This is a genomic window from Flavobacterium sp., assembly GCF_031363805.1.
Lineage (GTDB): Bacteria > Bacteroidota > Bacteroidia > Flavobacteriales > Flavobacteriaceae > Flavobacterium.
In genome coordinates this window covers 1-26256 of the sequence record NZ_JANLVD010000132.1, presented here as the reverse complement: position 1 = coordinate 26256, position 26256 = coordinate 1, and the positions used below count along the sequence as shown (strand labels likewise).

At 31.1% G+C, this 26256-nt stretch carries 16 protein-coding genes and 1 pseudogene; 4 read left to right on the top strand and 13 right to left on the bottom strand.

Going from position 1 to position 26256, the window contains the following annotated elements:
• Nucleotides 1–158 precede the first annotated feature (158 nt).
• On the top strand, nucleotides 159–1694 hold the full coding sequence (locus RMN92_RS08040; RefSeq protein ID WP_309608954.1) for a YifB family Mg chelatase-like AAA ATPase: 1536 nt from the start codon (nucleotides 159–161) through the stop codon (nucleotides 1692–1694).
• Nucleotides 1695–1780: 86 nt separating this feature from the next.
• Here the strand turns inward: RMN92_RS08040 and RMN92_RS08035 are convergent, their stop codons facing one another.
• From RMN92_RS08035 to RMN92_RS08015, 5 genes are all read right to left on the bottom strand, one after another.
• Nucleotides 1781–2935, bottom strand: coding sequence for a T9SS type A sorting domain-containing protein (locus RMN92_RS08035; protein WP_309608953.1), 1155 nt, complete (start codon nucleotides 2933–2935; stop codon nucleotides 1781–1783).
• A gap of 645 nt (nucleotides 2936–3580) precedes the next feature.
• A complete protein-coding gene (locus tag RMN92_RS08030) occupies nucleotides 3581–5101 on the bottom strand; it encodes a T9SS type A sorting domain-containing protein (RefSeq protein WP_309608952.1) in 1521 nt (506 codons plus the stop codon).
• Between the two features lie 701 nt (nucleotides 5102–5802).
• On the bottom strand, nucleotides 5803–6663 hold the full coding sequence (locus tag RMN92_RS08025; RefSeq protein WP_309608951.1) for a neutral zinc metallopeptidase: 861 nt from the start codon (nucleotides 6661–6663) through the stop codon (nucleotides 5803–5805).
• A 40-nt stretch (nucleotides 6664–6703) separates the two neighbouring features.
• Nucleotides 6704–12856, bottom strand: a complete 6153-nt coding sequence (locus RMN92_RS08020; RefSeq protein WP_309608950.1) for a PAS domain S-box protein — start codon at nucleotides 12854–12856, stop codon at nucleotides 6704–6706.
• Between the two features lie 77 nt (nucleotides 12857–12933).
• The gene (locus tag RMN92_RS08015; RefSeq protein ID WP_309608949.1) at nucleotides 12934–14160 is read right to left on the bottom strand and encodes a glycosyltransferase family 4 protein; all 1227 of its coding nucleotides are present in this window, start codon (nucleotides 14158–14160) and stop codon (nucleotides 12934–12936) included.
• Nucleotides 14161–14365: 205 nt separating this feature from the next.
• Here RMN92_RS08015 and RMN92_RS08010 point away from each other — a divergent pair, with 205 nt between their 5' ends.
• Complete coding sequence (locus tag RMN92_RS08010) at nucleotides 14366–14947, top strand: tRNA-(ms[2]io[6]A)-hydroxylase (protein ID WP_309608948.1); 582 nt, start codon at nucleotides 14366–14368, stop codon at nucleotides 14945–14947.
• Nucleotides 14948–15027: 80 nt separating this feature from the next.
• Here RMN92_RS08010 and RMN92_RS08005 read toward each other — a convergent pair whose 3' ends face one another.
• From RMN92_RS08005 to RMN92_RS07990, 4 genes are all read right to left on the bottom strand, one after another.
• The gene (locus RMN92_RS08005; protein ID WP_409024852.1) at nucleotides 15028–17166 is read right to left on the bottom strand and encodes a prolyl oligopeptidase family serine peptidase; all 2139 of its coding nucleotides are present in this window, start codon (nucleotides 17164–17166) and stop codon (nucleotides 15028–15030) included.
• Between the two features lie 106 nt (nucleotides 17167–17272).
• Nucleotides 17273–17884 (bottom strand): type 1 periplasmic binding fold superfamily protein, encoded by a 612-nt coding sequence (locus RMN92_RS08000; RefSeq protein ID WP_309608947.1) that lies wholly within the window; start codon nucleotides 17882–17884, stop codon nucleotides 17273–17275.
• A gap of 37 nt (nucleotides 17885–17921) precedes the next feature.
• Nucleotides 17922–20309, bottom strand: a complete 2388-nt coding sequence (locus RMN92_RS07995; RefSeq protein ID WP_309608946.1) for a TonB-dependent receptor domain-containing protein — start codon at nucleotides 20307–20309, stop codon at nucleotides 17922–17924.
• 597 nt (nucleotides 20310–20906) lie between these two features.
• The gene (locus tag RMN92_RS07990) at nucleotides 20907–21314 is read right to left on the bottom strand and encodes a MerC family mercury resistance protein (RefSeq protein WP_309608945.1); all 408 of its coding nucleotides are present in this window, start codon (nucleotides 21312–21314) and stop codon (nucleotides 20907–20909) included.
• 90 nt (nucleotides 21315–21404) lie between these two features.
• On the opposite strand from RMN92_RS07990, the gene RMN92_RS07985 reads away from it, so the two are divergent.
• Nucleotides 21405–21788, top strand: coding sequence for a Fur family transcriptional regulator (locus tag RMN92_RS07985; RefSeq protein WP_309608944.1), 384 nt, complete (start codon nucleotides 21405–21407; stop codon nucleotides 21786–21788).
• Between the two features lie 59 nt (nucleotides 21789–21847).
• Here RMN92_RS07985 and RMN92_RS07980 read toward each other — a convergent pair whose 3' ends face one another.
• The 4 genes from RMN92_RS07980 to RMN92_RS07965 form a co-directional block, all read right to left on the bottom strand.
• Entirely contained in the window at nucleotides 21848–22837 is a 990-nt protein-coding gene (locus RMN92_RS07980) for an aspartate-semialdehyde dehydrogenase (protein ID WP_309608943.1), read from the bottom strand.
• A 251-nt stretch (nucleotides 22838–23088) separates the two neighbouring features.
• Nucleotides 23089–24153 (bottom strand): M28 family peptidase, encoded by a 1065-nt coding sequence (locus tag RMN92_RS07975; RefSeq protein ID WP_409024851.1) that lies wholly within the window; start codon nucleotides 24151–24153, stop codon nucleotides 23089–23091.
• A gap of 156 nt (nucleotides 24154–24309) precedes the next feature.
• Nucleotides 24310–25350: an RluA family pseudouridine synthase gene (locus RMN92_RS07970; RefSeq protein WP_309608942.1), complete on the bottom strand. Its 1041-nt coding sequence runs from the start codon at nucleotides 25348–25350 to the stop codon at nucleotides 24310–24312.
• A complete protein-coding gene (locus RMN92_RS07965; RefSeq protein WP_309608941.1) occupies nucleotides 25350–25970 on the bottom strand; it encodes a PASTA domain-containing protein in 621 nt (206 codons plus the stop codon). Before RMN92_RS07965 ends, RMN92_RS07970 begins: the two co-directional genes overlap by 1 nt.
• Before the next feature lie 88 nt (nucleotides 25971–26058).
• Here RMN92_RS07965 and RMN92_RS07960 point away from each other — a divergent pair.
• Nucleotides 26059–26256 (top strand): annotated as a pseudogene (locus tag RMN92_RS07960) (D-alanine--D-alanine ligase); the annotation flags it as partial.

The window sequence follows — 26256 nt, the reverse complement described above, 5'->3', positions numbered from 1 at the left end:
ATTATTATCCAATTTTAATAATTTTTTCATAAGGAAAATAAGAAAAATCCTTAATGAACTTCAACATAGAAACGAGGAAAATTATCATTAAAACTAATTACATCAAAGGTGTGATATTAAGCAAATAATATCTATTTTTAAAATCTAAAATATAAGCCATGTTAATTAAAGTTTTTGGAAGTGCCGTTTTTGGAGTTGAAGCCACGACAATAACCGTTGAAGTCAATATTGATAAAGGAGTTGGCTACCATTTAGTTGGTTTGCCAGATAATGCTATAAAAGAAAGTAGTTATCGTATTGCTGCTGCTTTAAAAAATAACGGTTATAATCTTCCTGTTAAGAAAATAACCATCAATATGGCACCCGCCGATTTGAGAAAAGAAGGTTCTGCCTACGATTTGACATTGGCCATTGGAATATTGGCAGCTTCAGGACAGATAAAATCTGAAGAAGTTGGTAATTATCTCATTATGGGCGAACTATCATTGGATGGTAGTTTGCAACCCATAAAAGGCGTTTTGCCAATTGCTATAAAAGCTAAAGAAGAAGGTTACAAAGGATTTTTTCTGCCGAAACAAAACGTAAAAGAGGCTGCTATAGTTTCTGGATTAGATGTTTACGGCGTAGAAAATGTAATGGAAGTCATTGATTTTTTTGAAGGAAATGGAACATTAGAACCCACTATAATTAATACCCGAGAAGAATTTTATAAAACCTTGGATTTCCCAGATTTTGACTTCTCTGAAGTTCGTGGTCAAGAAGGGATTAAGCGGTGCATGGAAATTGCAGCAGCGGGTGGTCACAATATTATTTTAATAGGTCCTCCAGGTTCCGGAAAAACAATGTTAGCCAAACGTTTGCCTAGTATTTTGCCACCAATGACTTTGAAAGAAGCTTTGGAAACCACCAAAATTCACAGTGTGGCGGGCAAAGTAAAAGATGTTGGTTTGATGAATCAAAGGCCATTTCGTTCTCCGCATCATACTGCTTCGAGTGTATCGCTAGTTGGTGGCGGAAGTTATCCGCAGCCTGGCGAAATATCCTTGGCACACAATGGGGTTTTGTTTCTGGATGAATTGCCAGAATTCAAACGGGAAGTTTTAGAAGTCATGCGACAGCCTTTGGAAGATAGAGAAGTGACTATTTCTAGAGCAAAATTTACCATCACTTATCCATCTTCTTTTATGTTGGTGGCCAGTATGAATCCTAGTCCGAGTGGCTATTTTAATGATCCAGATTCGCCCAATACCTCATCGGCAAATGAAATGCAACGCTATTTGAGCAAGATTTCTGGACCACTTTTGGATAGAATAGACATTCATATTGAAGTGACACCAGTTCCTTTTGAAAAACTAACTGAAAAACGCAATGGGGAAAGTAGTGTGGATATTAGAAAGCGCGTTACTGCGGCAAGGGAAATTCAAACGGAACGCTTTGAACTTTTTGATAATATACATTATAATGCACAAATGAGTACCAAACAAATTCGAGAGCATTGTGCACTTGATGATGATTCTTTGCAATTACTGAAAACAGCCATGGAACGTTTGAATCTTTCGGCGCGTGCTTTTGATAGAATTTTGAAAGTATCTAGAACTATTGCCGATTTGGAAGGTGCAGAAAAGGTGGTTTCATCGCATATTGCGGAAGCCATTCAATACAGAAGTTTGGATAGAGAAGGTTGGTTGGGGTAAGAAGTTGTGGGTTGCGAGTTTATGTAAAATTAATTCGATTGAGCCTAAGCCTTGTTCGATTGAGCCCAAGCTGCATTCGATTTGATTTATTGGATTTTAATTATCTTGAAAGTACTATCACCAATATTTAAAAAATAAATACTATCACTTAAATTGGAAATATCGATTTGTTGACTAGAAGAAGCCATTTTTCCAGTCATTATAACTTGACCGGTAACAGTAGCAATATTGTATTGTTCCTTATCCAGAAAATTTACATTATTGATAGTTATGACAGAATTTGTTGGATTCGGATAAATAGAAACTCCAGTTTTATCGAATGTATTAACAGATAATGGTGTAATTATACCATCTATATCATATCTTGAAAAGAAATCCCAAATTCTAATAGATGCATTTTCTCTGAGTCCTGTAGTCGTAGTTTTTGGCCATTCGTGTCCTCTACCTCCAATTTCTATAAATTCGACAGTAGCACCATTATTTCCATTATTATAAACTGTACGTTGTGTAACAGAATTTATATTTGTTATTGTTGGCGTTGCATTTGTATTGTTAAAACTTTTCCAGTAATTAAAAACATTATTAAGTGGACTACCGCCATTTCCACCAGCAATTGGAATTACATTATCATTTGTTCCAGTAAATTGTAAAATGGGCATTTGGTGTTGTGGGTTGCAAGTAGGATTACTGCCACTTATCCAAGCAGGATTCATACTTCCAGCCACAGAAGCTATTGCAGCAATTTTGTCACTAAGTTGGCAAGCCAATTGGTAGCTAAAAAACCCTCCATTAGAAAATCCAGCTGCATAGACTCTCTTGGGATTAATACTATAATTTAAAGCAATTCTATCAATTAAACTTCTTGCAAATCCTAGATCGTCTGCATTTCCACCAAAGCTTAAACCTATACTCCATCCAGGCAAATTACCCAAACCTTGAGGTATTGCGTAAATAAACTTATTCGCATCTGCCAAAGCTTGCATTTCTGAATCATTGAACATGGTACTAATTGTATTGGTAAAACCATGAAAAAGTAATATCAATGGTACTGGTTGCGCACTATTATAGTTTACTGGAATATATATAGCATATTGTCTATTTCCAGATGTATGCAATAATGTTTGATTGGTTAAGTATTGTCCTAGCCCATTATTTTGTCCTAATGAAATAATTGGTAAAAGGAGCATAAAAACAAAAAACAAGATGGATTTTTTAATTTTTGTTAAAAGTATTATTTTCAATTTCATTTGATTATTTGATTATTTGATTATTTGATTATTTGATTATTTGATTATTTGATTATTTGATTATTTGATTATAAAATTAAAGTATTAAACAGTCATTGCAAATTATAGTTTGTTAAAATATTGTTAATCAAATTATTAATGTTTCAAATGTTAACGAAGTGTAATTATTCTTTTTCTATACTCTTGCAGATATTAACATCTTTTTCTGGTGTATAAAATTGTAAAACATACTTTTGATGAGTATATTTATTTGTGATTTTACAGACGATTATGCTTTGATTGTATCAAATAATTACATTAGATATTTGGTTTTGAAAATATGAATCTTTGTGAAACGAGTTTCGTATTACTTTTTCTAACATTCCTATTAATTCAAAAATATTTACACAACAATCGTTTATTAAACAAGAGTTTGCTTTAAAAGAATTAATAAAAAAGTGTCCATTAAGTGCTAACAATATTTTAGTTTTTGATACAGGACTTCAAGCAAGAGCTACATTTTAATCGTGTAGCGAAAACATTTTAACTAGCCTATTGCTAGCCTTTTCTTTGTAACTTTCTGAAGAGTTGAGGAATCATACTCTTTTTCACATGACCTTAATACCAATAAATTAATATTAAAAAATTTGTTTTCATTGTTTATTCTTTAATAAATTTTGCAGTAAATTTTTTATCATCTTCTCCAAGAACTTTGATTATATAGATTCCTTTTGCTAGATTAGAAACATCAACTGAATCAACTGAAACTTTATTAGTAATTACTTTTTTACCTAACACATCATAAACTGAAATCTCTTTGATGATTACAGTAGTTTGAACATTTAAAATGTTTTGAGTTGGATTTGGAAAAGTGGTTATTTCATATGGTTTATCAACTTCGATAATACCTAAATTACAAGGGCTACCACCACCTATATCTATATAAGCATCAATTACCATTTGAGGTGATCTTTCTGTACAGCCATTAAAGGTTGTTAGTACGCTAATTGATTGACCCGAAAAAACCGTTAAAGATTGATTGGTTGCACCAGCAATAGGGTTTCCATAAAAATCTAACCATTGATAACTGTCCGCAGTTTGTGTCGAAATTGTTCCAGATACATTGGGACAAAGTACTAAATAATTTGGGAGAATAGTATTGGTGTGTGAGCAAAAATTGACTTTTCGTTCAAAAATTGAAGTGAGATTTTGACCCAAATAACATTTATTTGAGGTCAATTTAACAGTGTAATTTCCTTCTGTTGCATAACTGTGGGATGGTGGTAATGCTGCCGTTGATGTTGTTCCGTCTCCAAAATCCCAAATAACAGAATCGCGGTATGTTGGTGTAACGCTGTCAATGACAATTTGATTAGTTCCAATACCAATTTTATAATTAAAGTTAGCATTTGGAACGTACTTTCCGATATACCAATTTAACATTTGATCAAACACTAAAGTTTTTGTTGCGTTTCTTATAATTGAAGCCGTATTGGCATCTAGTCCATAATTATTAGAAATCAATGCTGGATTTTTCCTAAATATTGAGGTATAAAAACAACAAGCAGCAAGATAAGAACCTGCTAATGATGGATGACTACCATCTGATTGATACAAATTAATGTTTGGATAATTTTGTTTTATATATCTCCAAACTACACCAACTGGTGTAACTTCTGATTCAAACACATTTGAAAACTCCATATATCTATCCTTTATAAGATTATCCATACCTGTATAGGTGCATACACTTGGGTTAGTTGCACAATTTTGTGTATCTCCATTCTGATATCCCCATGTCATAAAAGAAGTAATTTGGGCACAAGGTTTGTTTTGTTTTATAAAACCTTTCAAATCCCCAAATGAATTTAAAAATGCTAAAGCACCTATAAACGCAGGTCGCTGACTTTGTTCTTGCAACACAATATAATCCCAGTTGCTGGAAAGAATTTTATTTTTTGAAACGGTACTTGCAAAATGATTTTCGAGTGTGTAACCTCCAATTAAATTGCTGTTATAAATCAAAATATCGCCAGTATTTGCTGCTAAATCAGAAACAATTCGAGGCAAATCATTAACATAGGTATAACTATTTCCTAAAAACAAAACTTTTCTGGTTTGAATTTGGCCAAATCCATTCAAACTAATAGTTAGAAACAATGATAAAATTAAATTTCTCATATCCCAATATTTTAAATTAAAAATCTTACACTTTTATAAATTTTGAAATAAATATTTTATCATCATTGGTAGCTACTTTAAAAAAAATATCCCTTTTGAAAGATTACAAACAACAACTGAATTCGATGTGATTTGAAATGTTGATATCTTTTTTCTCCATATTGTAAACTGATGCACAACAGTTTAGCAAAAGTTGATGATTTGACAAGCCAAATGTATTAATTCAAGACTGAACTTCCAAATACGAAACTAACTTTAATCCTGATCTATCGGGAGCCTAAAAACACACCCTAACTATAGCAGACAGACCGAGTAATTGGGCTTAACTGATATTGTTAACTATTGGTTTTTTTTGCTAATATGTTTATATTAAAAAGGTGAAGTGGTAATATTATTTAATCTGTTATGTAATTGGACGAATAATATGATGGTTAGCTTTTTCATTCTCTTTTGTAAATTATCATCCCATATTGCAGAATAAAATAAGTATTTGTTGCATTAGGAATTACTTCACATAATATTTATTTTCATAGGAGTTCAGTGAACTTTGTTTAAGGCGGAATCCTTTTTTATTTTTGTCTTTCGACAAGCGCAAGATGATAAAATAAAAAAGATAAAGCCGAAAGCCAGACGAAAAACTTGTTTTATTCACAATGGTGATTAAAACAAGTTTTTTGTTTTTGGGAATGCCCAAAAGAAAATTAATTTATTTCTGCAAAGGTATCGCCTTGACGAATATCGCCAGTTTTAAAACCTTTCATAAACCAATATTTACGTTGTTCTGAAGTTCCGTGTGTAAAGGAATCTGGTTCCACATGACCTTGTGTTCTACTTTGAATGGCATCGTCGCCTACTGCTTGCGCTGCGCTGAGGGCTTCATCTAGATCGTCCATATCAAGATTTTCTTGGTTGTATTTTGCCCAAAGCCCAGCATAGAAATCTGCTTGTAGTTCCAGCGCTACAGATAGTTTATTGGCTTGGGTTTGGTTCTGATTTTGCTGTAGTTGTCGTACTTTGTTTGAGGTTCTCATTACGGTTTGAATATGATGTCCCACCTCGTGTGCAATGACATAAGCAATGGCAAAATCGCCACCTTTGGCTCCAAAACGTGTTTGAAGTTCGTTGAAAAATGCCAAATCCATATATACTTTTTCGTCACCTGGACAATAAAATGGTCCAGAGGCGGAGGTAGCACTTCCGCAGGCTGTTTCCACTGCTTCTGTAAATAATACCATTTTTGGTTGGCGGTATTCGAGGTTGTTTTCTTGGAATATTTTTGCCCAAATGTCTTCTGTATCTGCAAAAACTGTGGATACAAAAGCGCCAATTTCTTTTTCTTCCTCTGTTAACGGTCTTGATTCTGTTTGGGTTGTTTGTTGAGATTGTTGACCATTTGTTTGCTCAAGAATATTTCCAATATTTTGTCCTGTTTCGCCTCCAAATAATTGTAGCAATAAAACTATAATTCCAATAGCTCCACCACCAATTATGGCTTTGCCTCCACCAGACATGCCTCTTCTGTCTTCTACATTTTCACTTTGACGTCGACCTATCCATTTCATAATTTAATTTTTAAATATTATACAAATATACTTTTTAGTTTTATTGCAACCAGCGTAATAATATATTTTCAAAGAGATCTTTTATGATAGGTTTTGAAATATAATCGTTCATCCCTGCTTTAATGCATTTTTCTTTTTCTCCCATTATTGTTCCTGCAGTCAATGCTATAATTGGTATTTTTTTGTCGGTTTTTCTAATTTCCATTGTGGTTTCATATCCGTTTAAAATTGGCATTTGAATATCTAATAGAATTAAATCTGGTTTGAGTTCATTGTATTTTTCTAATCCAATTTTGCCATTTAATGCTTCATAAACTATAGCATTTGGCATTATATTTTTTATTAATGTTTTTGCAAGAAGCATATTTATTTTATTGTCTTCTACGACCAAAATTTTCTTGATTTTATCAAACACAATGTTTCTGTTGGTTTGGCTTAAATTTTCGTATTCTACTTCTATTAAATCAATATTTATTTCTTCTGTAACTGATTCCTGAAAATATACGAGATTCAGATCAAAATAGAAATTGCTACCTTTTTTATAATCGCTATTCAATTCCAATTTACTATCCATTAACTGAAGCAGGTTGCTGGATATGGTTAAGCCTAAACCAGATCCTCCATATTTGCGTGTTGTTGAGCTGTCTTCTTGAGAAAATGGTTCGAAAATTTTATCCTGATTGTTTCGTTTAATTCCTATACCGCTATCTATAATAGAGAAACGAATTTTAGCTTTTTTGGTATTTTTGGAAATGAGCTCGATATTAAATTGTACACCACCAATATTAGTGAATTTTACGGCGTTTGATAAAAGATTTATTAAAATTTGCTTTAAACGAAGTGTATCCACATTGACATATTTTGGGATATCGTTTTGTACAGACAAATTTAAGGTTATTCCTTTTTGTTCAGAATCAAATCTTATTATGTCTATAATTTGATTGACTATTTCAAACAAATCTGTTTTGCGGTATTCGAGCTCCAGTTTTCCAGTTTCAATTTTCGAGAAATCAAGAATATCGTTCACAACTTCAAGCAATATGTGCGCCGATTGGTTTACAGTATTGATGTATTCCTTTTGGCTTTTTTCAAGTTTTGAATCTTGCAATAAATTTGAAAATCCTACTATAGCATTTAATGGTGTACGAATTTCATGACTCATATTAGCCAAAAATTCAGATTTTGCTTTATTCGAAGCTTCTGCAATTTCTTTGTCTTGAATGGCTTTTTCTTTTTCTTTCCTTTCGGTAATATCTATAAAAATACCTTCTATAAATGCAATGTCGCCGTCCTTGATAATGGCTTCTCCAAATTCTTCAACCCATACAATCCTATTGTTTTTATGAATAATTCTATATATGGAGTGTATTTTTTGCTTTTTTGAAATGGCATCTTTCTCTTTTTTCATTACCAAAGCAACATCGTCTGGATGAATTAAGTCAATAAAAGAAACTTTGCTTTCTAAAAATTCGGATTTTGAATATCCTGTTAGGGTTTCAATTTCATCGTTTAAATAAACTTTGGTAGAAGTCTCGTCAAATTTTGATAAATATACTGTTCCAGGAATGTTGTTGGCTAGTAGTTTGAATCGTTCTTCACTTTCAAATATCATGGATTCATTGATGTTTCTTTCAAATGATGATGAAATGTTAACCGATAATGTTTCTAGAATGTTTATCTCATCTTCAGACCAAATTCTTTCTTTGGAGCAATCGTCGAAACCAATAAAACCATACAGTTGATTTTTTACAAATATGGGCAATATTATAATAGATAGTATTTTTTGATCTAGTAACGTTTTTTTATATGTTGAATTTTTTATTTTTTTTACAATAAAATTATATTGTTTATTTTGTTCCAAAATATGAATGTATTCTTCAAAATATTCGTGTTTATAATTTTGCAAACTAGAATTTTCTAATTCTGAATATTTTTGTTTTGAAGTCCATTCAAATTTTTGACTCGTCATTTTATTTTTATCATCATTTTCAAAATAGTATGCTCTATCCACTTTTGTAGCCATACCTATGGTAGAAAGAATTTCATCAAAAATTAAGTTTATGTTTGAGTTTATTAAAAATTTGTTAGTAATTTTTGTAATGGCAGATAATAATTCGCTTTTGTAAGCTAGCTTTTTCTCTACCACAATTCTTTGATTTTTTTCGAGCGTAATGGCAATTATATCAGCTATGGATCGTACAAAACTAATGTCATCATCGTTCCAATTTACTTGTTTGTTAACAGATTCAACGCTAATCAATCCCGCTACTTCTCCATTTAAGAATATTGAAATATCCAACATAGATTTTATGCTTTTCTCGGCAAAATAACCTTCATAAAATTCTTGAAGATCTGGATTTTTAAAAACGTCGTTTGAAATTAATATTTTTTTCGAATTTATAGCCTTAAAATAAATAGGTCGTTCAATTTTTAAGCAATGATTGTCACTCGTATATTGGTTTTTTTCGCTGTCATATTCTGTTACACAATTCAATAGGTCGGGCAAATTTTCCCAATAGCTAACCCTATTAATGTTTAAGGCTTTGGCTGTTAATTTTAAAATATTTTGAAGTATTTTAAGCAATGAATCATTTTCATTGTATGAAGTAGATACTAATTTGTTTAGTGTTTCATTGTATTTTTGCAATTTTTCTTGTCTCTTTTTGCTTTCTTCTTCGTTGTCTTTTAATTGTGTTATATCTCTAGCAATGGCAGAGAAACCAATAATATTTCCCAAATCATCTTTCTTGACAGTCACTATTTGAGATAGCCAAATATTCCTTCCATCTTTAGTCAGAATTGGAAAAATTAAAGGAGGAAAATTTGAATTGTTTTTATCAAAGTTGAAATAAAATTCCGAAACTGTTTCTCTAAAATCTTCACGTACAAATTCGGTAAAATGATTGTGATAAAAATCTTCAATTTTATAATCTAACATTTGTGCTGCAAAATTATTTACAAAAACAAAAAAACCGTACTTATCTAATTCATAAATCACATCGGATGCATTTTGAATTAAATTTTTATATTGGTTTTCAATTTGAACTCTCTCGGTAACATCCTGTCCAACACCTACATATAAATCATCAGAATATTTGGAATCTTTCCACTGTATGTGTCTGTAGCTTCCGTCTTTACATTTTAATTTTCTTATGTAAAGTGTGTTGCTTGGTTTGTAATTTTCTGTAGTAAATTCTGAATCATCGGTTAGCAACCAATAGCTAAATCCCATGACTTCCGAAGGATTAAATCCTAAAATTTGCTTAATAGTTTGGCTACAATAAACAACTTCTCCTGCTTTATTAACTGCTAATACTAGCGATGTTCCTTTATTGATTATATCATCTGCAAACAAAAATTTGTCTTTAGAATTTAGGTTTGAAATATGACGAACATGGTTTAAAATGGCAACCAAAAAACAAATGTTCACAAAAGTAATCATGATAGTTTTTGAAATACAATTTGTAGTATACAAACTAATTACCAATCCAAAAATCAAAAAGACAAAGAGCCAATATGCTTTTAAAGTTTTAAATAGATTGTAGCCCAAAATAAACATAAATACAAATTCTAGTATAGAATCTAAACTAGTAGGATAATATATAATTTTCAAAATAGTTGTAACTCCGTAAATTGAATAAGCTATGATAAAAATTATATTTAAATTATTGAATATAATTTTAAATTTTCTACTTAGTAAATAAACTAAAATTAGCAAAGCACCAACCACAAGATTTAGTTGCAAAGTATCTGTTTGCCTTACACCTCCTAGTTCAATTAAAAGTTCAATAAAGGGCAAACTAATACCCAAAAACAAAAAATACAAACTAAACTGTTCATTTGAAGTTTCAATTTCTGAATAATTTTTTACAAAATCTTTATTATAACTTGAAGTTTTATTAAAAATTATATTTATAATGGTAAACAGCAAAATAATAGTACTCAATATAAACCACCAAGTAAAGTAAAATGGCGTTTTTACACTGAAATTATAAAAAGCGACTTGACTAATTTGCTTTCCAAGATTATCAACTATTTTAACTTTAAAAGTATAATTTCCGTAATTAATATTGGAAAATGTAACTTGATTTTGCTTTGATGGTTTTGACCAATTTTTAGTATTTCCTTCTAAAATATAAGAATATAAAGCAGATTCTGAAAATTTATTATTTATAGTTTTGTACTCGAAGGTTAATTGGTTTTCATTTTCTTCGAAAGTATAATTTTGAGGAGGCAAATTAATCCATTTATTACTCGAATTCGTGTTCCAAATATTTTTATTGTTTAATATATTAATTTTGGTAATTTCAATTTTTGGAACAATTATTTCTTCAGTTTTATATCTTGATAATGATAAATAAATCCCTTTTGAAGTTCCAAAATAAACATTTCCACCGTCTACTTCTTTAAATTGTGCATTGTAGTTGGTTTCTAGTCCTGTAAATCCATTTTTGGGATTAAAATTATCAATACTTTCAATTTCAGCATTTTTATTAACTTTGATTTTTGCAATACCCAAATTGCTGCCTAATAATATTTCGTTTTCGTTATTTCCAATTAACGTATAAATTAAGGTAGAAAGTATTCCTGATTTTTCTGTGTAAAATTTCTTTTTATTGTTTTTTGCTATGGAATGCAGCTTCATATCGCCTGCAAACCAAAAGTTTCCAAAACTATCTTGGGTTCCAATTTTTATATTATCATCAATAATAATTTTGGAATAATAGAATTTATTGTCTTTTTCTTTTAATAAAAATACACCCATTGAGGAGCCTATATACCATTTGTTGGTTTCAACTTCGATAATTGTTGAAACATTATTGCCCAAATTTGGAATATTTTTTTTTGTAAATCTTTTCAGAATTTTAAAGTCTTTATCCAAAATCATCAAACCTTGACTTTGTGTAGCTATGAAATATCGCTGTTTTTTATCTTGAAATATTGACTTTATATTTATTTCATCTACTTTCAATTGTTCGCACAAATTAATATTTCTGACGGTGTTTTTGTTGAAGATTATTAAACCGCTGCTGGTTGAAAAAATAACTTCATCATTAGCATTCACTATGGACGAGAAACCGTTTTTAACTGGGAAAATTTTCAATAATGATAAATTGCCATCAGGCGCGGAAATAAATTGCAAAATACCCTTTTCTGTATCAAAAAAATAAAAATATTTTTTTTGACTTATAATCGAAAAGATCTTTGAACTGTTTAAATATTTTGTTTTCCCAAAACCTAAAAATTTTTGTGCATTAATTTTAAATAAACCGCTCCCAGAAGTACCAATGTATAAATCTTTGAGTTTGTCTTGAAAAAAACCACTTACATCTCTTCCATCAAAACCATTTTTTTCATCAAAAAATGAAATGTAATCTTCCGCTTTTAGGCAAATCCCATCAATTGTATTGCTACTCATCCATAAATTTCCACTTCGCGCAACAAATAAATGATTAATAGGAAACAATTTTTTATCATTGTTTCTGATAATTATTGGTTCAGATAATTTATCATTTAATAACGTAAAAAGTTCTGCTTTATCAGTCCCTATATGTATCCTATTATTTAAGTCTTTAAAAGCAGTTGCATTTCCATTTATCATTTTGGAAAATAGTCTGTTGATGGTGTTATTTCTAAATTCAAAAATACCATTTTCAGTAGCAATTAAATAAACATTTTTGGATGTTTCTAAGAAAGAATTTACAGTATCAAACTGATTTTCAATTTTTGAAATTAATTTATACGAATACTCAAAAGATATTTGAAAGATTTCATTTTCTGAAATCCCAACGATTCCTGAACTCGTTTTTACAATTTTTAAAACACTATTTGAGGTTAGATTATTTTTTGAAATATTGAATTTATTGATGAATTTTTCACCATCAAAAATAAAAACTCCTCCAGATTTGGTTGCAATAAGTAAATTTTTATTAGAATCTTCGACTATATCTGTAATGTCAATATTGGATAAACCACTACTTTTATTATACGTTTCAAACAATACACCATCAAATTTCACCAAACCACCTTTGGTACCAATCCAAGTCAAATCGCGACTATCTTGATACATTACATTAATAACTGACGAAGGCAAACCATTTTCTTGGTTTAATAATTTGAAATCAAAAACTTGACCAATTACAGAAATTGAAATTATAAATAATAGAAATAGTAAGACGTATTTTTTTAGCATTTATAAATAAATTTCATAGCGCAAAATTAATTATTACAGTTATAAAATTAACAAAATTTATGTAATGTAATTATGTTTTATTTATTTTTTTCTTCTATCCATTTCGACATGTATTTTGTACTCAAATTGGAGTGATAAATTAGTAAATTTCCGAAAAAATTTTGACTTCTATGTGTAACAATGTTAGATTTTATTTGATTTAATTTTTTCGAGAATAATTGTTCGAAAAATTCCATTTTAAATTTGTTATTAATAATTTCAAAACCATTTTTTTGAAGATTAATCCATAAATTTTCATTGTTGTACAATTCTATAGATTTTACAACAAAATCATCAAAATCATCAGTAATAAATCCATTCCAATAATTGTTATTAGAAATACCTTCACACCCAATATTTGTAGTTATGGTTGGCGTTCCAACAATCATAGCTTCCAATAATTTCCCCTTCAAACCTGCACCAAATCGCAAAGGAGCTAGTAAAACTTTGGCGTTTTTAATTACAATATCTGCATTTTCAGCACGTCCATGCACATAAAACTTTTCTTTTTCATTATGCAATTGTAATACTTTTTGCGATGGATAGGCACCATAAATATATATACTTGCTTCGGGCAATTGCTTGGATATTTTGCTCCAAATTTTTTCTTTAATTTGTTTTACTGCATCAAAATTGGGTTCATGAAGAAAGTTGCCAATAAAAACAAAATCTTTTCTTTCTTGAAAATTTGGAATTTCTTCAGCATTTATATTTGCATAAAAAATAGGTAAATAGTGCAATAAACTTTTATCAATTTTAAAGATCGAGTTTAGAACTTCCATTTCAAATTCAGAAACCATCAATGTCAAATCACAACGATAAATACTTGCAATTTCTCGCTTTGCGATATCCGAATTTAATAAATTCGATATTTCAAAAGGCATATTTTTCTTAACAGCATTTTGTCTTCCAAGTCGCAAACAGTGCAAGTCTTCGGTATCTAAAATCCGAATTGCATTTGGGCAGTTTTCATGAACCCGCCAGCCAAACTGTTCTTCAATAATATATCTATCAAAAAGTACAATTTCAGGTTTCAATTCGGTTATAAATTCATCAAAACTAGAAGAATTTAATTTTATTTTTTGAGTAGCAACACCAATCGATTTTAAATCGAAAGAGAAATCGCTTTCTTGAGCAGCAGACGCAAAAACAACATCAAAGTCTTGCTTTTTAAATAAATCAATCAATTGCAACATTCTGGTTCCAGCTGCCGATGATTTTGGTTCTGGCCAGACCAAACCTATAATTAAAAGTATTTTTGACAATGTTTTTTTTTTGCAAAGTACAAATTCCAAATTTTAAATTCCAAATTTTAAATTTTAAATGACAAAATCCAAAATCAAAATTTCAAAAAAACACAGAATTTACAATTACTTTTTTTGAGATTTAAAATATTGGAATTTATTTGTTTTTTGTTTTTTTAAATATGAACCATTCTATTTACTAAATTTGCAGTCTCAATAGACAATTATGCTACGCCTTAAATTAAGAACAGATCCCACTTGGGTAAATATTGTGGAAACCAATATCGAAGAAATTTTGACAGACCATGCTTGGTGCGAACAGAAAGCAGCCACCAATGCCATTACGATGATTACACAAAACTCTGAACAAGAAGAATTGGTTACCGAATTGCTTATTATTGCTCGTGAAGAACTCGAACATTTGCAAATGGTACACGATTTAATCAAAAAGAAAGGATACCAGCTGGGTCGAGAACGCAAAGATAATTATGTAAACGAATTATTCAAATTTCTAAAGAAAGATGGTAGTCGCACTCAATCATTAGTAGATAGATTGCTTTTTTCTGCCATGATAGAAGCTAGAAGTTGCGAACGTTTTAAAGTATTATCCGAAAATATAAAAGATGAAGAAATGGCATCTTTCTACCGTGATTTAATGATTAGCGAAGCTGGGCATTATACCACATTTATCACTTTAGCCAGGAAATATGGCAACGAAACCGAAGTCAACAAACGTTGGTTGGATTGGATAGCCTTTGAAGATTCCATTATTGTAAAATACGGAAAGCAAGAAAGTATTCATGGGTAGTTTTACACAAATTTCACTAATTTACACAAATTAATTAGTGAAAAATCAGTGAAATTTGTGTTTATAATATTTATGTAAATCTACTTCTTCAAACTCGGCAATTCTTTTATTCCCATATTAAACAAAGTAAACGACATAATATCTACGCTTTCTTGAATTAAAGCTGCTACAGATTTTCCTGCACCGTGTCCAGCATTCACATCAATTCTTATTAAGGTAGGATTTGTCCCTGTTTGTTTTGCTTGCAATTCAGCAGCAAATTTAAAACTATGTGCCGGCACTACTCGATCATCATGGTCGCCTGTGGTGACCAAAGTTGCTGGATATTTGGCACCCGTTTTTACATTTTGAACTGGCGAATATTTATAGATATAATTAAACATTTCCTCGGAATCATTGGCAGTTCCATAATCATAGCCCCAACCTGCACCCGCAGTAAAAGTATGGTAACGCAACATATCCAAAACACCCACTGCTGGCAAAGCCACTTTCATTAAATCTGGACGTTGTGTCATAGTTGCGCCAACTAATAGCCCACCATTGGAACCACCACGAATGGCCAAAAAGTCTGATGAAGTGTATTTTTCAGCTATCAAATATTCTGCTGCAGCAATAAAATCGTCAAATACATTTTGTTTTTGCATTTTGGTTCCTGCATCGTGCCATGCTTTTCCGTACTCGCCACCGCCACGAAGATTTGGTACTGCATAAACGCCACCATTTTCCAACCAAACAGCATTTGGGATACTAAAAGCAGGAGTTAAACTCACATTAAAACCACCATATCCATATAAAATAGTTGGGTTTTTACCATTAAGTTCTACTCCTCTTTTATGGGTAATAATCATTGGGATTTTTGTACCATCTTTTGAGGTATAAAAAACTTGTTTCGATTCATAATCGTTTCCATCGAAATCTAAAACTGGTTTTTGGTAAACAGCTGATGTTCCTGCTTTTGGTTCAAAAGAATAAATAGTTCCTGGAGTTGTATAGTTGGTAAAAGAATAGTACAAAGTCTTGTCTTCTTTTTTACCATTAAATCCTCCAGCAGTTCCTATACCTGGCAACTCAACTTCACGAACTAGTTTCCCTTCATAATTATATTGCTTAATATTTGAAATGGCATCTTTCATATAATTGGCAAAAAAATAGCCACTACCAATGGAAGGTGTTAAAACTTGATCTGTTTCTGGAATAAAATCTTTCCAATTTTCTGGTGTTGGTTTTTTGAAAGTAGCCGTTACTATTCGTTTGTTTGGCGCTTTTAAATTGGTTAATATGTACAGTTTTGAGCCTACATTATCTATGACATCCACATCGTTTTCAAAACCTGTTACAATAGTAATAAGTTTGGGTTTTTTTGTACTCAAATCCATCATATATAGTTCATTTCCAGAAGTAGAATTGGCAGCCGAAATAAACAAATATTTATTATCCTCAGAAACTGCACCACTTACATAGCGACGTTTTTCATCCAATCCATAAATTACTTTGTCCTCTTTTTGTTTGCTTCCCAATTTATGAAAATACAATTTGTGTTGGTCAGTTTTGGCAGATAATTCACTTCCTTCAGGTTTGTCATAGCTGGAATAATAAAAACCATCGTTTCCTTTCCATGAAATGCCACTAAATTTGACATCGACAATAGTATCTTCAATAATTTTTCTAGATAATGCATCCATAATAATAACACTTCTCCAATCGCTGCCACCTACTGAAATTCCATAAGCTACTTTGGAACCATCTTTAGAAAAATCCACGCCACCCAAAGATGAGGTTCCATCTTTTGAAAAAGTATTTGGGTCTAAAAAAATTTCCTCTGCACCAGAAGCATCTTTTCTATACAAAACAGATTGATTTTGGAGTCCATTATTTTTATAAAAATAAGTGAAATTTCCTTCTTTAAAAGGAGCAGAAATTTTTTCGTAATTCCATAATTTTTCTACCCTGGCTTTCAAACTATTTCTAAACGGAATTTGGTCTAAATAACCATAAGTTACAACATTTTGTGCTTTGACCCAAGCCATGGTTTTTGGAGATTTATCATCTTCCAACCAACGGTAATTATCGGTCACTTTTACACCAAAATAATCATCAGTCACTGGGATTTTTTCTGTGGTAGGATATTTCAAAGCTTTTGTTTTTGGCTGTTTTTTTTGTTTTTGTCCAAATGAAGCAATTGTGGTTAAAGCTATCATTATTAAAAATAGGTTTTTCATAAGTTTATAGGTTTTGTTATAACAAATATAGAGAAATGAAATGATAGAATTTAAAAAAAAACTATCCCGTTGAGGATAGTTTTTTCATAAATATTTTATTTTAATACTATTGGATAGTTAAACCCGTATAGGTAATGGCAAAGTCTGTTGCTCCTGTAGCACTTGTAATATCGCCATTGGCAACATTTGGTGCAGACTTGTTGCCTAAATGTCTCAAAGTAACTGTCAAAGTTCCTGTTGCAGCTGTTGCTCCTGTAACAAATCTTGTTTTGTATCCTAATGGTTTGCCGTTGCTATCATAATTATCTGCTGCATCTACTAAAGGAGTATATACAAACGCTGGCAAAGTTCCAGTTTTTTGATAAAAAAACTGGTGGTCTGCTGCTTCTGCCAAAATTTCTGTTGAGATATTTGCAGCAGGTGTAACGGTTTCATTTAAAACTTGAACAAATCCATTATAAGTTTTATTTAATGCAAATGGACCGCTAACTGTTACAACTGGTGCATTTGGTCCATCACCATCTAAATCTCTATAAGTTAAAGTCACAGCATCTCCACCAGTAGCACTAGAGGGTATAAAAAAAGTATTTACTGTTGTAATAACTTCTTCCTCATTAACTGCTGGTGGAACTACTGGTGCGACTTCATCATCTTTACTACAAGAAGAAATGGTGATAATTGCTAAAATTGCTAAAACATTGATTCTTAAATTTTTCATTTTGAAGGTTTTTTAATCTGAATTTATTTTCAGATTATTAATAATTAATTTTTAATTGAATTTGAAAGTTCCTACCCAATTCATCAACAAAATAACGCTGACTGTTTAGGTAATCTCTGTAATTTGTGTTTAATATATTTTGTACCGAAAATGCTAAAGTGGCATAACCATTTCTGAAAGTTTTAAACTTCATTTCTGAATAAAAATCCAATAACTGATACGCTTTTGGCGGGGAACTAATGTCAACCAAAACATCAACCAATTCATTATTTTGAATAATTTTCGTTAAAAAGTTATTGTTTGGAAACTGAGTTTGTTGTAAAACAACTTCATTTTTAAGTTCCAATTGCAAACCATTCCATTCTTTTTTTGAAAATTGAATTTTGTTACTAAAATTCAAAGGTGGCATGGCTATAAGTGGCTCATCATTGGTATTGTCTATTCCTGTCACACTTGCAAAGGAGAATTGGTGTTTCCAGTTTTTTGAAAAATCCCAGACAGTATGAAAATCCATTCCCGAAAGCAAAGCATTGGTTTGCTCATATTCCCAAACGGGAAATGCGCCGCGAATAGTAGTTTCAAATCCAAAAGGTTTTAAGAACATATAATTATGAATGCTGTTGATGTAAGGATTTATTTCTACTGAAAAGTGACTCCATTTTTTTTGAACAGTAGTCGATAATTTATAAGATTGTTCTTTTTTTAATCCTAAATCTCCCAACTCAATCTGTCCAGTTGAATGGTGCAACCCATCGCTAAAAAATTCGGATGGATTAGGGTTTCTAGTAGCCAAACTTCCATTGATATACCAATTCCAATCTTGATCCAACTGCTTGTGAATACCAATACTAGCCGAAACATTGTGAAAAGTAAACTTGGGTTTTGTAAACCACTGGTTGCCACTTTCGTTTTCTCCAATAATAAAATTAGAAAACTCTTTGTCGTAGCCTCTTTCTGTCCACCTTGTTTTGAGATAGAATTTCGAAGCTTCAATATCAGAAAAATCATAACGTATTCCAGTATCAAATGTTAATGATTCTGAAATATTGTAATTTAAAATTCCGTATAGACCAAAATCATTTCTAATATAATCTGGGATTAAAGGACGAATTCCAGTTAACAAACTTGCTGTATTATCTTGCTTTTCTGCATTTAAACCAGTTTTGAAATTCCAATCATGTGCTTCGAGTTTATAATCGACTTTTACAGTATGTGTAATCAGTTCTAAATCTAAAGCGGCAAGGTCTGTAAAGTTTTTTCTTCTTACATCAAATTCCAATCTTTTATTTAATTGGTAAGAATATTGAAATGACAAAGAAGCATTTTCATTGAACAAATAGTTGAAATTGAATTTTGCCAAATGATGCTTAACATCTTGTTTTGGGCTATTCAAATTATAAGTAAAATCATTGATTACCGATGGTATTTGATTATTGATAGAATTGTACAAATCATTGGTGCTTCCTGTGTGAGAAGCACTCAAAATACCAATTTTTGCATTGTATAAACTGTAAAAAACCGAAGCATCATATTTTTTTCCAGTAAATTTTACGTCACCCGAAAAGTTGAGTTCTCGATTTCCAGAATTGGACAACACATAGTTGGCAGCATTTCTATCGCCATAATATTTAAAAGTTCCCAATGCATTCCAACTCCAATCGCAAAAATTTCCTTTGTGAATGCTTGAACTTAAAGTTCCACCTCTTCCGTTTGTAGACACATTTGCAATAGTTTTGCCGAATAAAGTGTCTTTTTTTACAATCAACGGTTCAATAATAACCAATCCTCCAACAGCATCGCCACCATATTGAAGCCCTGAAGCTCCTTTAATTATGGTTATTTTCCCTGCGGCATTAATATCAAAATTGGGTGCATGCTCAGCGCCCCATTGTTGATCTTCCAGACGAACATTATTGCTTATAACTGGCACGCGACTAGAGTGCAAACCATTAATAACTGGCTTTACAATATTGCTTCCAGTTCTAAGAATAGTAACTCCAGCAACTTCTTTCAAGGCATCGCCAAGGGTTTGATTGCTATATTTTTCGATAGTTTCAGTTTTGATTTTTTGCTCCAAAATTGAATTATTTTCAGTATTTTTCTTTTTTGTAATAAAAACTTCTTGAAGTGAATTTACTTTGGATGTCATTTTAACATTGTAAACCAAATTTGCATTCAAAATAATTGTTTCTTCGATTGATTTAAAGCCTAAACTTGAAATGAAAATTTTTATTTTTCCTTTTGACAGGTTTTTAACAACATATTCACCAAGGGAATTGCTTGAAACATTTTTGTTTGCAATATGAATGTGACAATCCTCGATTGGATTGCTATTTTCATCAAGAATTTTTCCACTTACTTTGTACTGACTGTATACAAAATTGCAAATCAATAACAGAAAACTAAGAATCAATTTTTTTAACATTTTTTGAATTTAAAATATAAACACAAACAACCACTTACTTTCAATTGGTGGTTTTTGCAAAAATTATTATATTTTAAGATTCGGTGGTCCTCTAAGAGAATAGGAAATCCCGTTATAGAATTGATTTATTTTTTTTAGATAAAAAAATGTACTCTTAAAAAAAATAGTATTATTTAAAAATTTAATTGGAGTTAAACTTGAAGAAACGAAATGACTAAATGTAAATTCGCAAGCAAAACAATGGTCAAAAGTATTGTGTTCGTGTGAAACCTGTGTTCCAAATGTAATGTGTTTTTGATGACATTTTTGTTCAGAAAATTTAGCTATCAAATGCTCATAACTGTGCAATGACTGAAATAGCATTGAGAACAATACAGCAATCATTAAACAAAAATTAATTATGGCAAACCTATTTTTCATGAATGACAAATATAATAATTCAAATGTATAATCAATATGATATTAACAATTTTAATATTCTTCTTAATAAAAAAAACAGCCCACTGAATTTATGAGCTGTTTAAAAAACTAACGAAAATCAACCAACCAAAGTTGATTTTCTAAATAATATGGTCATTTTTGAAATAAACCAAATTATCAACCAACAAATTGACCAACCAAAGTCAATTTCTTTTTAATATTTTTATTATTAGTGTTTATGTGTTTATGTGTTTTTAAATTAACAATATGTCCCGTAATCATTCCTATTCCACCTAATAGAATAAGGAAAGAATCAGTTTTGAATATTATTTCCAAAACGATTCCGAATATTACAATCAGAATAGAAACTAATAAAATAAATTTAACTATTATATCTGAGTTACCCATCAGAATTTTAGAAACTAAAAACATTCCAATACTTGCAAATGCTATATCTATCCAAGGATTATTTACAAAATTAAATTGAAGAATTGATAATAATGGAAAAACGAAGCAATGTACTAAACAAATTGTTGCGCTTGAAATTCCTAAAATATCTAAAATTGATGTTGGTTTTAATCTCATTATAATTATATTTGCTTAATGCAATTATGTTGCAAATATAATTTAATTTTATATTAATGCAACTATATTGCAATAATTTTTTTAAATAAAATGAAAACCACAAGAAATACCATATCAAAAATTGCTATTTTGGAATTGATTACTAGTTCTGAAGTCGCATTATCACACATAGAAATTCAAAACATTCTAAATGGCTTGTGCGACAGGGTTACTATATACCGGGTTTTGGATAGATTGGTTAATGAAGATTTGGTTCATAAAATAGTAACTCCCGAGGGAACAATAAAATATGCTAGTTGCAATCATAAACATGAAAACCATTCACATTCACACCAACACATCCATTTTAATTGCGAAAAATGTTTGGCTGTAACTTGTTTAGAAAATATTGAACCTGTTTTTAAAATCCCTGAAAATTATAAAGTGAAAGAAATGAACTTTACTTTGACAGGAATATGCCCAAATTGTAATTAAAATAAAAAACGTTTACTTAAACTCAAAGTAAAACGTTTTTTATTATTTAGAAATTTGATTTAAACCAAATCATTTTTTACCAAATATTCTGCAATTTGAATAGTATTGGTAGCAGCTCCTTTCCGCAGATTATCAGCTACTATCCACATGTTTAAAGAATTGGGTTGGCTGTGATCACGACGAATTCTACCCACAAAAACATCGTCTTTTCCTTGTGCATATAATGGCATTGGATAGGTAAAAGTATCTAAATTATCTTGAACAGTTACGCCAGGCGTATTGTGCAAAAGTCTGCGAACTTCATCGACATCGAAATCGTTTTCAAATTCTACATTTACTGCTTCACTGTGTCCACCAACAATGGGAACTCGCACAGCTGTAGCAGTAACTGCAATGGTTCTATCGTCTAGGATTTTTTGGGTTTCGCGAACTAGTTTCATTTCTTCTTTGGTATAACCATTGTCTTCGAAACTATCACAATGTGGAATGGCATTTCTATGAATTGGATATTTATAAGCCATTTCACCTTGAACTCCTGCATATTCATTTTCCAATTGTTGTACACCTTTTAAACCAGTTCCAGTAATAGATTGGTAGGTGGAAACTACAACACGTTTAATTATATATTTTTTATGCAAAGGTGCTAAAACCATAACTAGTTGAATGGTTGAGCAGTTTGCATTTGGGATTATTTTATCATCTTTTGTTAATATCGAACCGTTGATTTCTGGAACAACCAACTTTTTGGTTGGATCCATTCTCCAAGCGGAGGAATTATCGATAACAGTAGTTCCAGCCTCCGCAAATTTTGGCGCCCATTCAAGAGATGTTTCGCCGCCAGCAGAAAAAAGTGCAATATCAGATTTCATATCTATTGCGGTTTGCATGCCTACAACTTTATATTTTTTTCCTTTAAATTCGATTTCTTTGCCTACAGATTTTTCTGAGGCTACAGGAATTAATTCGGTTACAGGAAAATTTCTTTCTGCTAATATTTGAAGCATTACTTCGCCTACCATTCCGGTGGCACCTACAACGGCTACTTTCATTTGAAGATTGGATTATTTATATTGAACTGCAAAAGTAAATATTTTTTATTAGAAATTAAATAACTAATTAAAGTACAAAAGACTCCAAATTGCTTAGTAAGTTTTTAGATTACTGTAATGTTGTTTGCGTGAGTGATAGCAATGGAAATCCTTTTTATTTTTCCTTCAAAAATAAAAAGATTGAAATGTATAGCACGACCCGAAGTTGTGAGGAGGAACGACGAAGCAATCTGAAGGGTCACGCCCAAATATTAATTTCCTGACTTATCTACTTTTGGACGGTCTTTTTTGTTGGCCAATTTCCAAGCTATTGCAAATGCATATTGGGCTCTTTTTTGCAATGCATCATATTCAATTTTACTGGGTTCATCTGATGCTTGGTGGTAATCTGCATGGACACCATTAAATAAAAATACGGATGGAATATTATTTTTCGCAAAATTATAATGGTCTGATCGGTAATAAAATCTGTTGGAGTCATTTCTATCATTAAACTTATAATCCAAATCTAAATTTACAGACTCTTTATTGGCTTCTTCACATACATTATACAAGTCTGAAGACAAATAGTCTGAGCCAATAACATATACATAATTATTTGTGGCGTTGTGCAAATTGTCACGACGACCAATCATATCAATATTAATATCGGTTATCGTATTTGCAAGCGGAAAAAGTGGATTTTCTGTGTAGTATCTTGAACCATGCAAACCATGTTCTTCGCCAGTAACGTGAAGAAAAAGTATGGATCTTTTTGGTCCATTGCCTTCTTTTTTGGCTTTTTGAAATGCTTGAGCAATTTCTAATAAGGCAACTGTTCCAGAACCATCGTCATCTGCCCCATTAAAAACTTCCCCATTTTTCATTCCTACATGGTCATAATGTGCGGAGATTACCAATATTTCTTGTGGCTTTTCTGAACCTTCAATAAATGCCCAAATATTTTCTGAATCTCCTAGCTTTGGACTGAAAGCTTTGGAAAAATAGGATGCAGGAATTGGTTGGTAAAAATCTGTTGCTCCAGTTGGAAACGAAATTTCACTTTTTTTATACTGTTCGATTAAATATCTTCCTGCTTTTTTCTGACCTTCCTCACCTGTATTTCTACCTTGCATTTCGTCTGAAGCTACTATATAAAGATGGGTTTTAAGCTCATCCGCAGTTATAGTATTCATATATTTTGTAATAATATCAGTATTTAATTTTGGTGTAATAGGTACTGTTGTTGCAACAACTGATTTTTGTCCCGAACAACTGGTCATAACTGTGGAAGCTAAGACTAATACTGATAATTTGTTTTTTAATTTGTAATTCATTTTAGTGTATCTTGATAAATATATATATTAAAAACAATATTAATAAAATTAATATTAAAACAAAATTTATAATGAATATTAATAAAATTTTTAGGAAAGAATTAACTCTTTTTTATTAATGTATTATGAGTACTCATAACAATATTAAATTTAAGCTTAGTCTTCAGTTAAAGTATTCGTGTTGGAATATGTTCTCCATTTTTCAATACACTCTTTCATATCTTGTGGCAGTTCTGTATCAAAACGCATGATTTCCTTGGTAGTTGGATGTTCAAAACCAAGTGTTTTTGCATGCAAAGCTTGACGTGGCAATATTTTAAAACAATTGTCTATAAACTGTTTGTATTTAGTGAAAGTGGTTCCTTTAAGAATTAAATGTCCGCCATATCTTTCATCGTTAAAAAGTGGATGTCCAATGTGTTTTAAGTGCGCACGAATTTGGTGCGTTCTTCCAGTTTCCAATTGACAAGAAATAACTGTAATGTATCCAAAACGCTCCAAAACTTTATAATGTGTAACGGCTGGTTTGCCAATTTCTGGATCTGCAAAAACCGCCATTTGCATTCTATCTTTCAAATGTCTGGCAAGGTTTCCTTCAATAGTTCCTTTGTCTTCTTTTACATTTCCCCAAACAATGGCTACATATTCTCTTTCGGAAGTTTTATTTTCAAACTGCTTTGCCAAATGTGTCATGGCTTGCTCGGTTTTGGCAATGACCAATAGACCTGTGGTGTCTTTATCAATTCTATGAACCAAACCTGGACGTTCGCTACTATTTAAAGGCAAATTTTGGAAATGAAAAGCCAAAGCATTGACCAATGTTCCAGTATAATTTCCGTGACCAGGATGCACAACCAGTCCAGCTGGCTTGTTTATGAGCAATAACGCATCGTCTTCATAAACAATATCCAAAGGAATATCTTCAGGATCTACTCTATTCTCAAACGGTGGATGCGCCAACATAATAGTCACCACATCAAAGGGTTTCACTTTGTAATTTGATTTTACAGGAATATCATTTACAAAAATATTGCCAGAAGTGGCAGCTTGTTGGATTTTGTTTCTAGTAGCATTTTCCAATAAATGCATTAGAAACTTATCTATGCGTAAAATCGATTGACCTTTGGCAGCTACAAATTTATAATGCTCAAACAATTCATCTTCAAGATCTTGTTCTACTGTAATTTGATCGCTCATTATTCTAAGTTAATGGTTGAATCTTTACTAATACTATCGCTTTCAGAATCCATTTCATCTTCTTCAAAACCAATTTTCCCGTCGCCAAGAACCAAATCAATTTTTGTCATTTTTGGAACTTGCACACCTGCTTTTACTGGATTTCCATTCATTTTCATTTCAAGCACCATATCTTTGGCCAAATTTGGAATATAAGTTGTGTCTCCAACTTCTAGTCCAAGTGCTAGTAAAGTTGGCACAGCTTGACGGTATGTTTTCTGAATTAATTCTGGAATACGAACTTTAGAATATCCTGATGAATTTATTTTTAAATAAATCACCCTATTTTGTTTTACTTTTTCTCCTGGATGTGGGTCTTGTTGTACCACGGAAAGTTTTGGAAAAGCTGCATTGTAATCTACAGTATCCAACAATTCAAAGTCTAAATTAAGTTCATCAAGTTTGTCTTCTGCTTGCTGAAGTGTTAACTTGCTTAAGTTTGGTACAATTATTTCTTCGCCATGATTGGTAGTAAAACCTATCCAATACATAAATAGGAAAAGTGAAGCACATACAATAAGAAAAGCAAAAAATAACTGCTTGATAAATGTAAAACTCAATAAAAATTTCTTTAAACTCATAAAATTGTATTTTGACAAAGATAATAAAATTGTAAAGTGTTTTCAATCCAAAAAAAATGATAATTTTGTTAATTATTAAAACTTATATATGAATGTAGCAGTTGTTATGGGTGGATATTCTGATGAAAGTGTAATTTCATTAAGAAGCGGTCAGTTAATTTTAAACAATTTGAACCAATCAAAATATACTATTTTTGAAGTTCATATTTTACCAAATGATTGGTCTGTAGTAATAAACAATGAAAAATATCCTATAAACAAGGCCGATTTTTCTTTTACTAAAGAT

Coding starts and splice junctions, on each gene's coding strand:
- RMN92_RS07990 (WP_309608945.1), bottom strand. CDS start 21,314: ATGAGATTAAAACCAACATCAATTTTAGATATTTTAGGAATTTCAAGC.
- RMN92_RS08025 (WP_309608951.1), bottom strand. CDS start 6,663: ATGAAATGGATAGGTCGACGTCAAAGTGAAAATGTAGAAGACAGAAGA.
- RMN92_RS08030 (WP_309608952.1), bottom strand. CDS start 5,101: ATGAGAAATTTAATTTTATCATTGTTTCTAACTATTAGTTTGAATGGA.
- RMN92_RS08010 (WP_309608948.1), top strand. CDS start 14,366: ATGCTACGCCTTAAATTAAGAACAGATCCCACTTGGGTAAATATTGTG.
- RMN92_RS08020 (WP_309608950.1), bottom strand. CDS start 12,856: ATGCTAAAAAAATACGTCTTACTATTTCTATTATTTATAATTTCAATT.
- RMN92_RS07970 (WP_309608942.1), bottom strand. CDS start 25,350: ATGAGCGATCAAATTACAGTAGAACAAGATCTTGAAGATGAATTGTTT.
- RMN92_RS07965 (WP_309608941.1), bottom strand. CDS start 25,970: ATGAGTTTAAAGAAATTTTTATTGAGTTTTACATTTATCAAGCAGTTA.
- RMN92_RS08005 (WP_409024852.1), bottom strand. CDS start 17,166: ATGAAAAACCTATTTTTAATAATGATAGCTTTAACCACAATTGCTTCA.
- RMN92_RS07975 (WP_409024851.1), bottom strand. CDS start 24,153: ATGAATTACAAATTAAAAAACAAATTATCAGTATTAGTCTTAGCTTCC.
- RMN92_RS07995 (WP_309608946.1), bottom strand. CDS start 20,309: ATGTTAAAAAAATTGATTCTTAGTTTTCTGTTATTGATTTGCAATTTT.
- RMN92_RS08040 (WP_309608954.1), top strand. CDS start 159: ATGTTAATTAAAGTTTTTGGAAGTGCCGTTTTTGGAGTTGAAGCCACG.
- RMN92_RS07985 (WP_309608944.1), top strand. CDS start 21,405: ATGAAAACCACAAGAAATACCATATCAAAAATTGCTATTTTGGAATTG.
- RMN92_RS07980 (WP_309608943.1), bottom strand. CDS start 22,837: ATGAAAGTAGCCGTTGTAGGTGCCACCGGAATGGTAGGCGAAGTAATG.
- RMN92_RS08000 (WP_309608947.1), bottom strand. CDS start 17,884: ATGAAAAATTTAAGAATCAATGTTTTAGCAATTTTAGCAATTATCACC.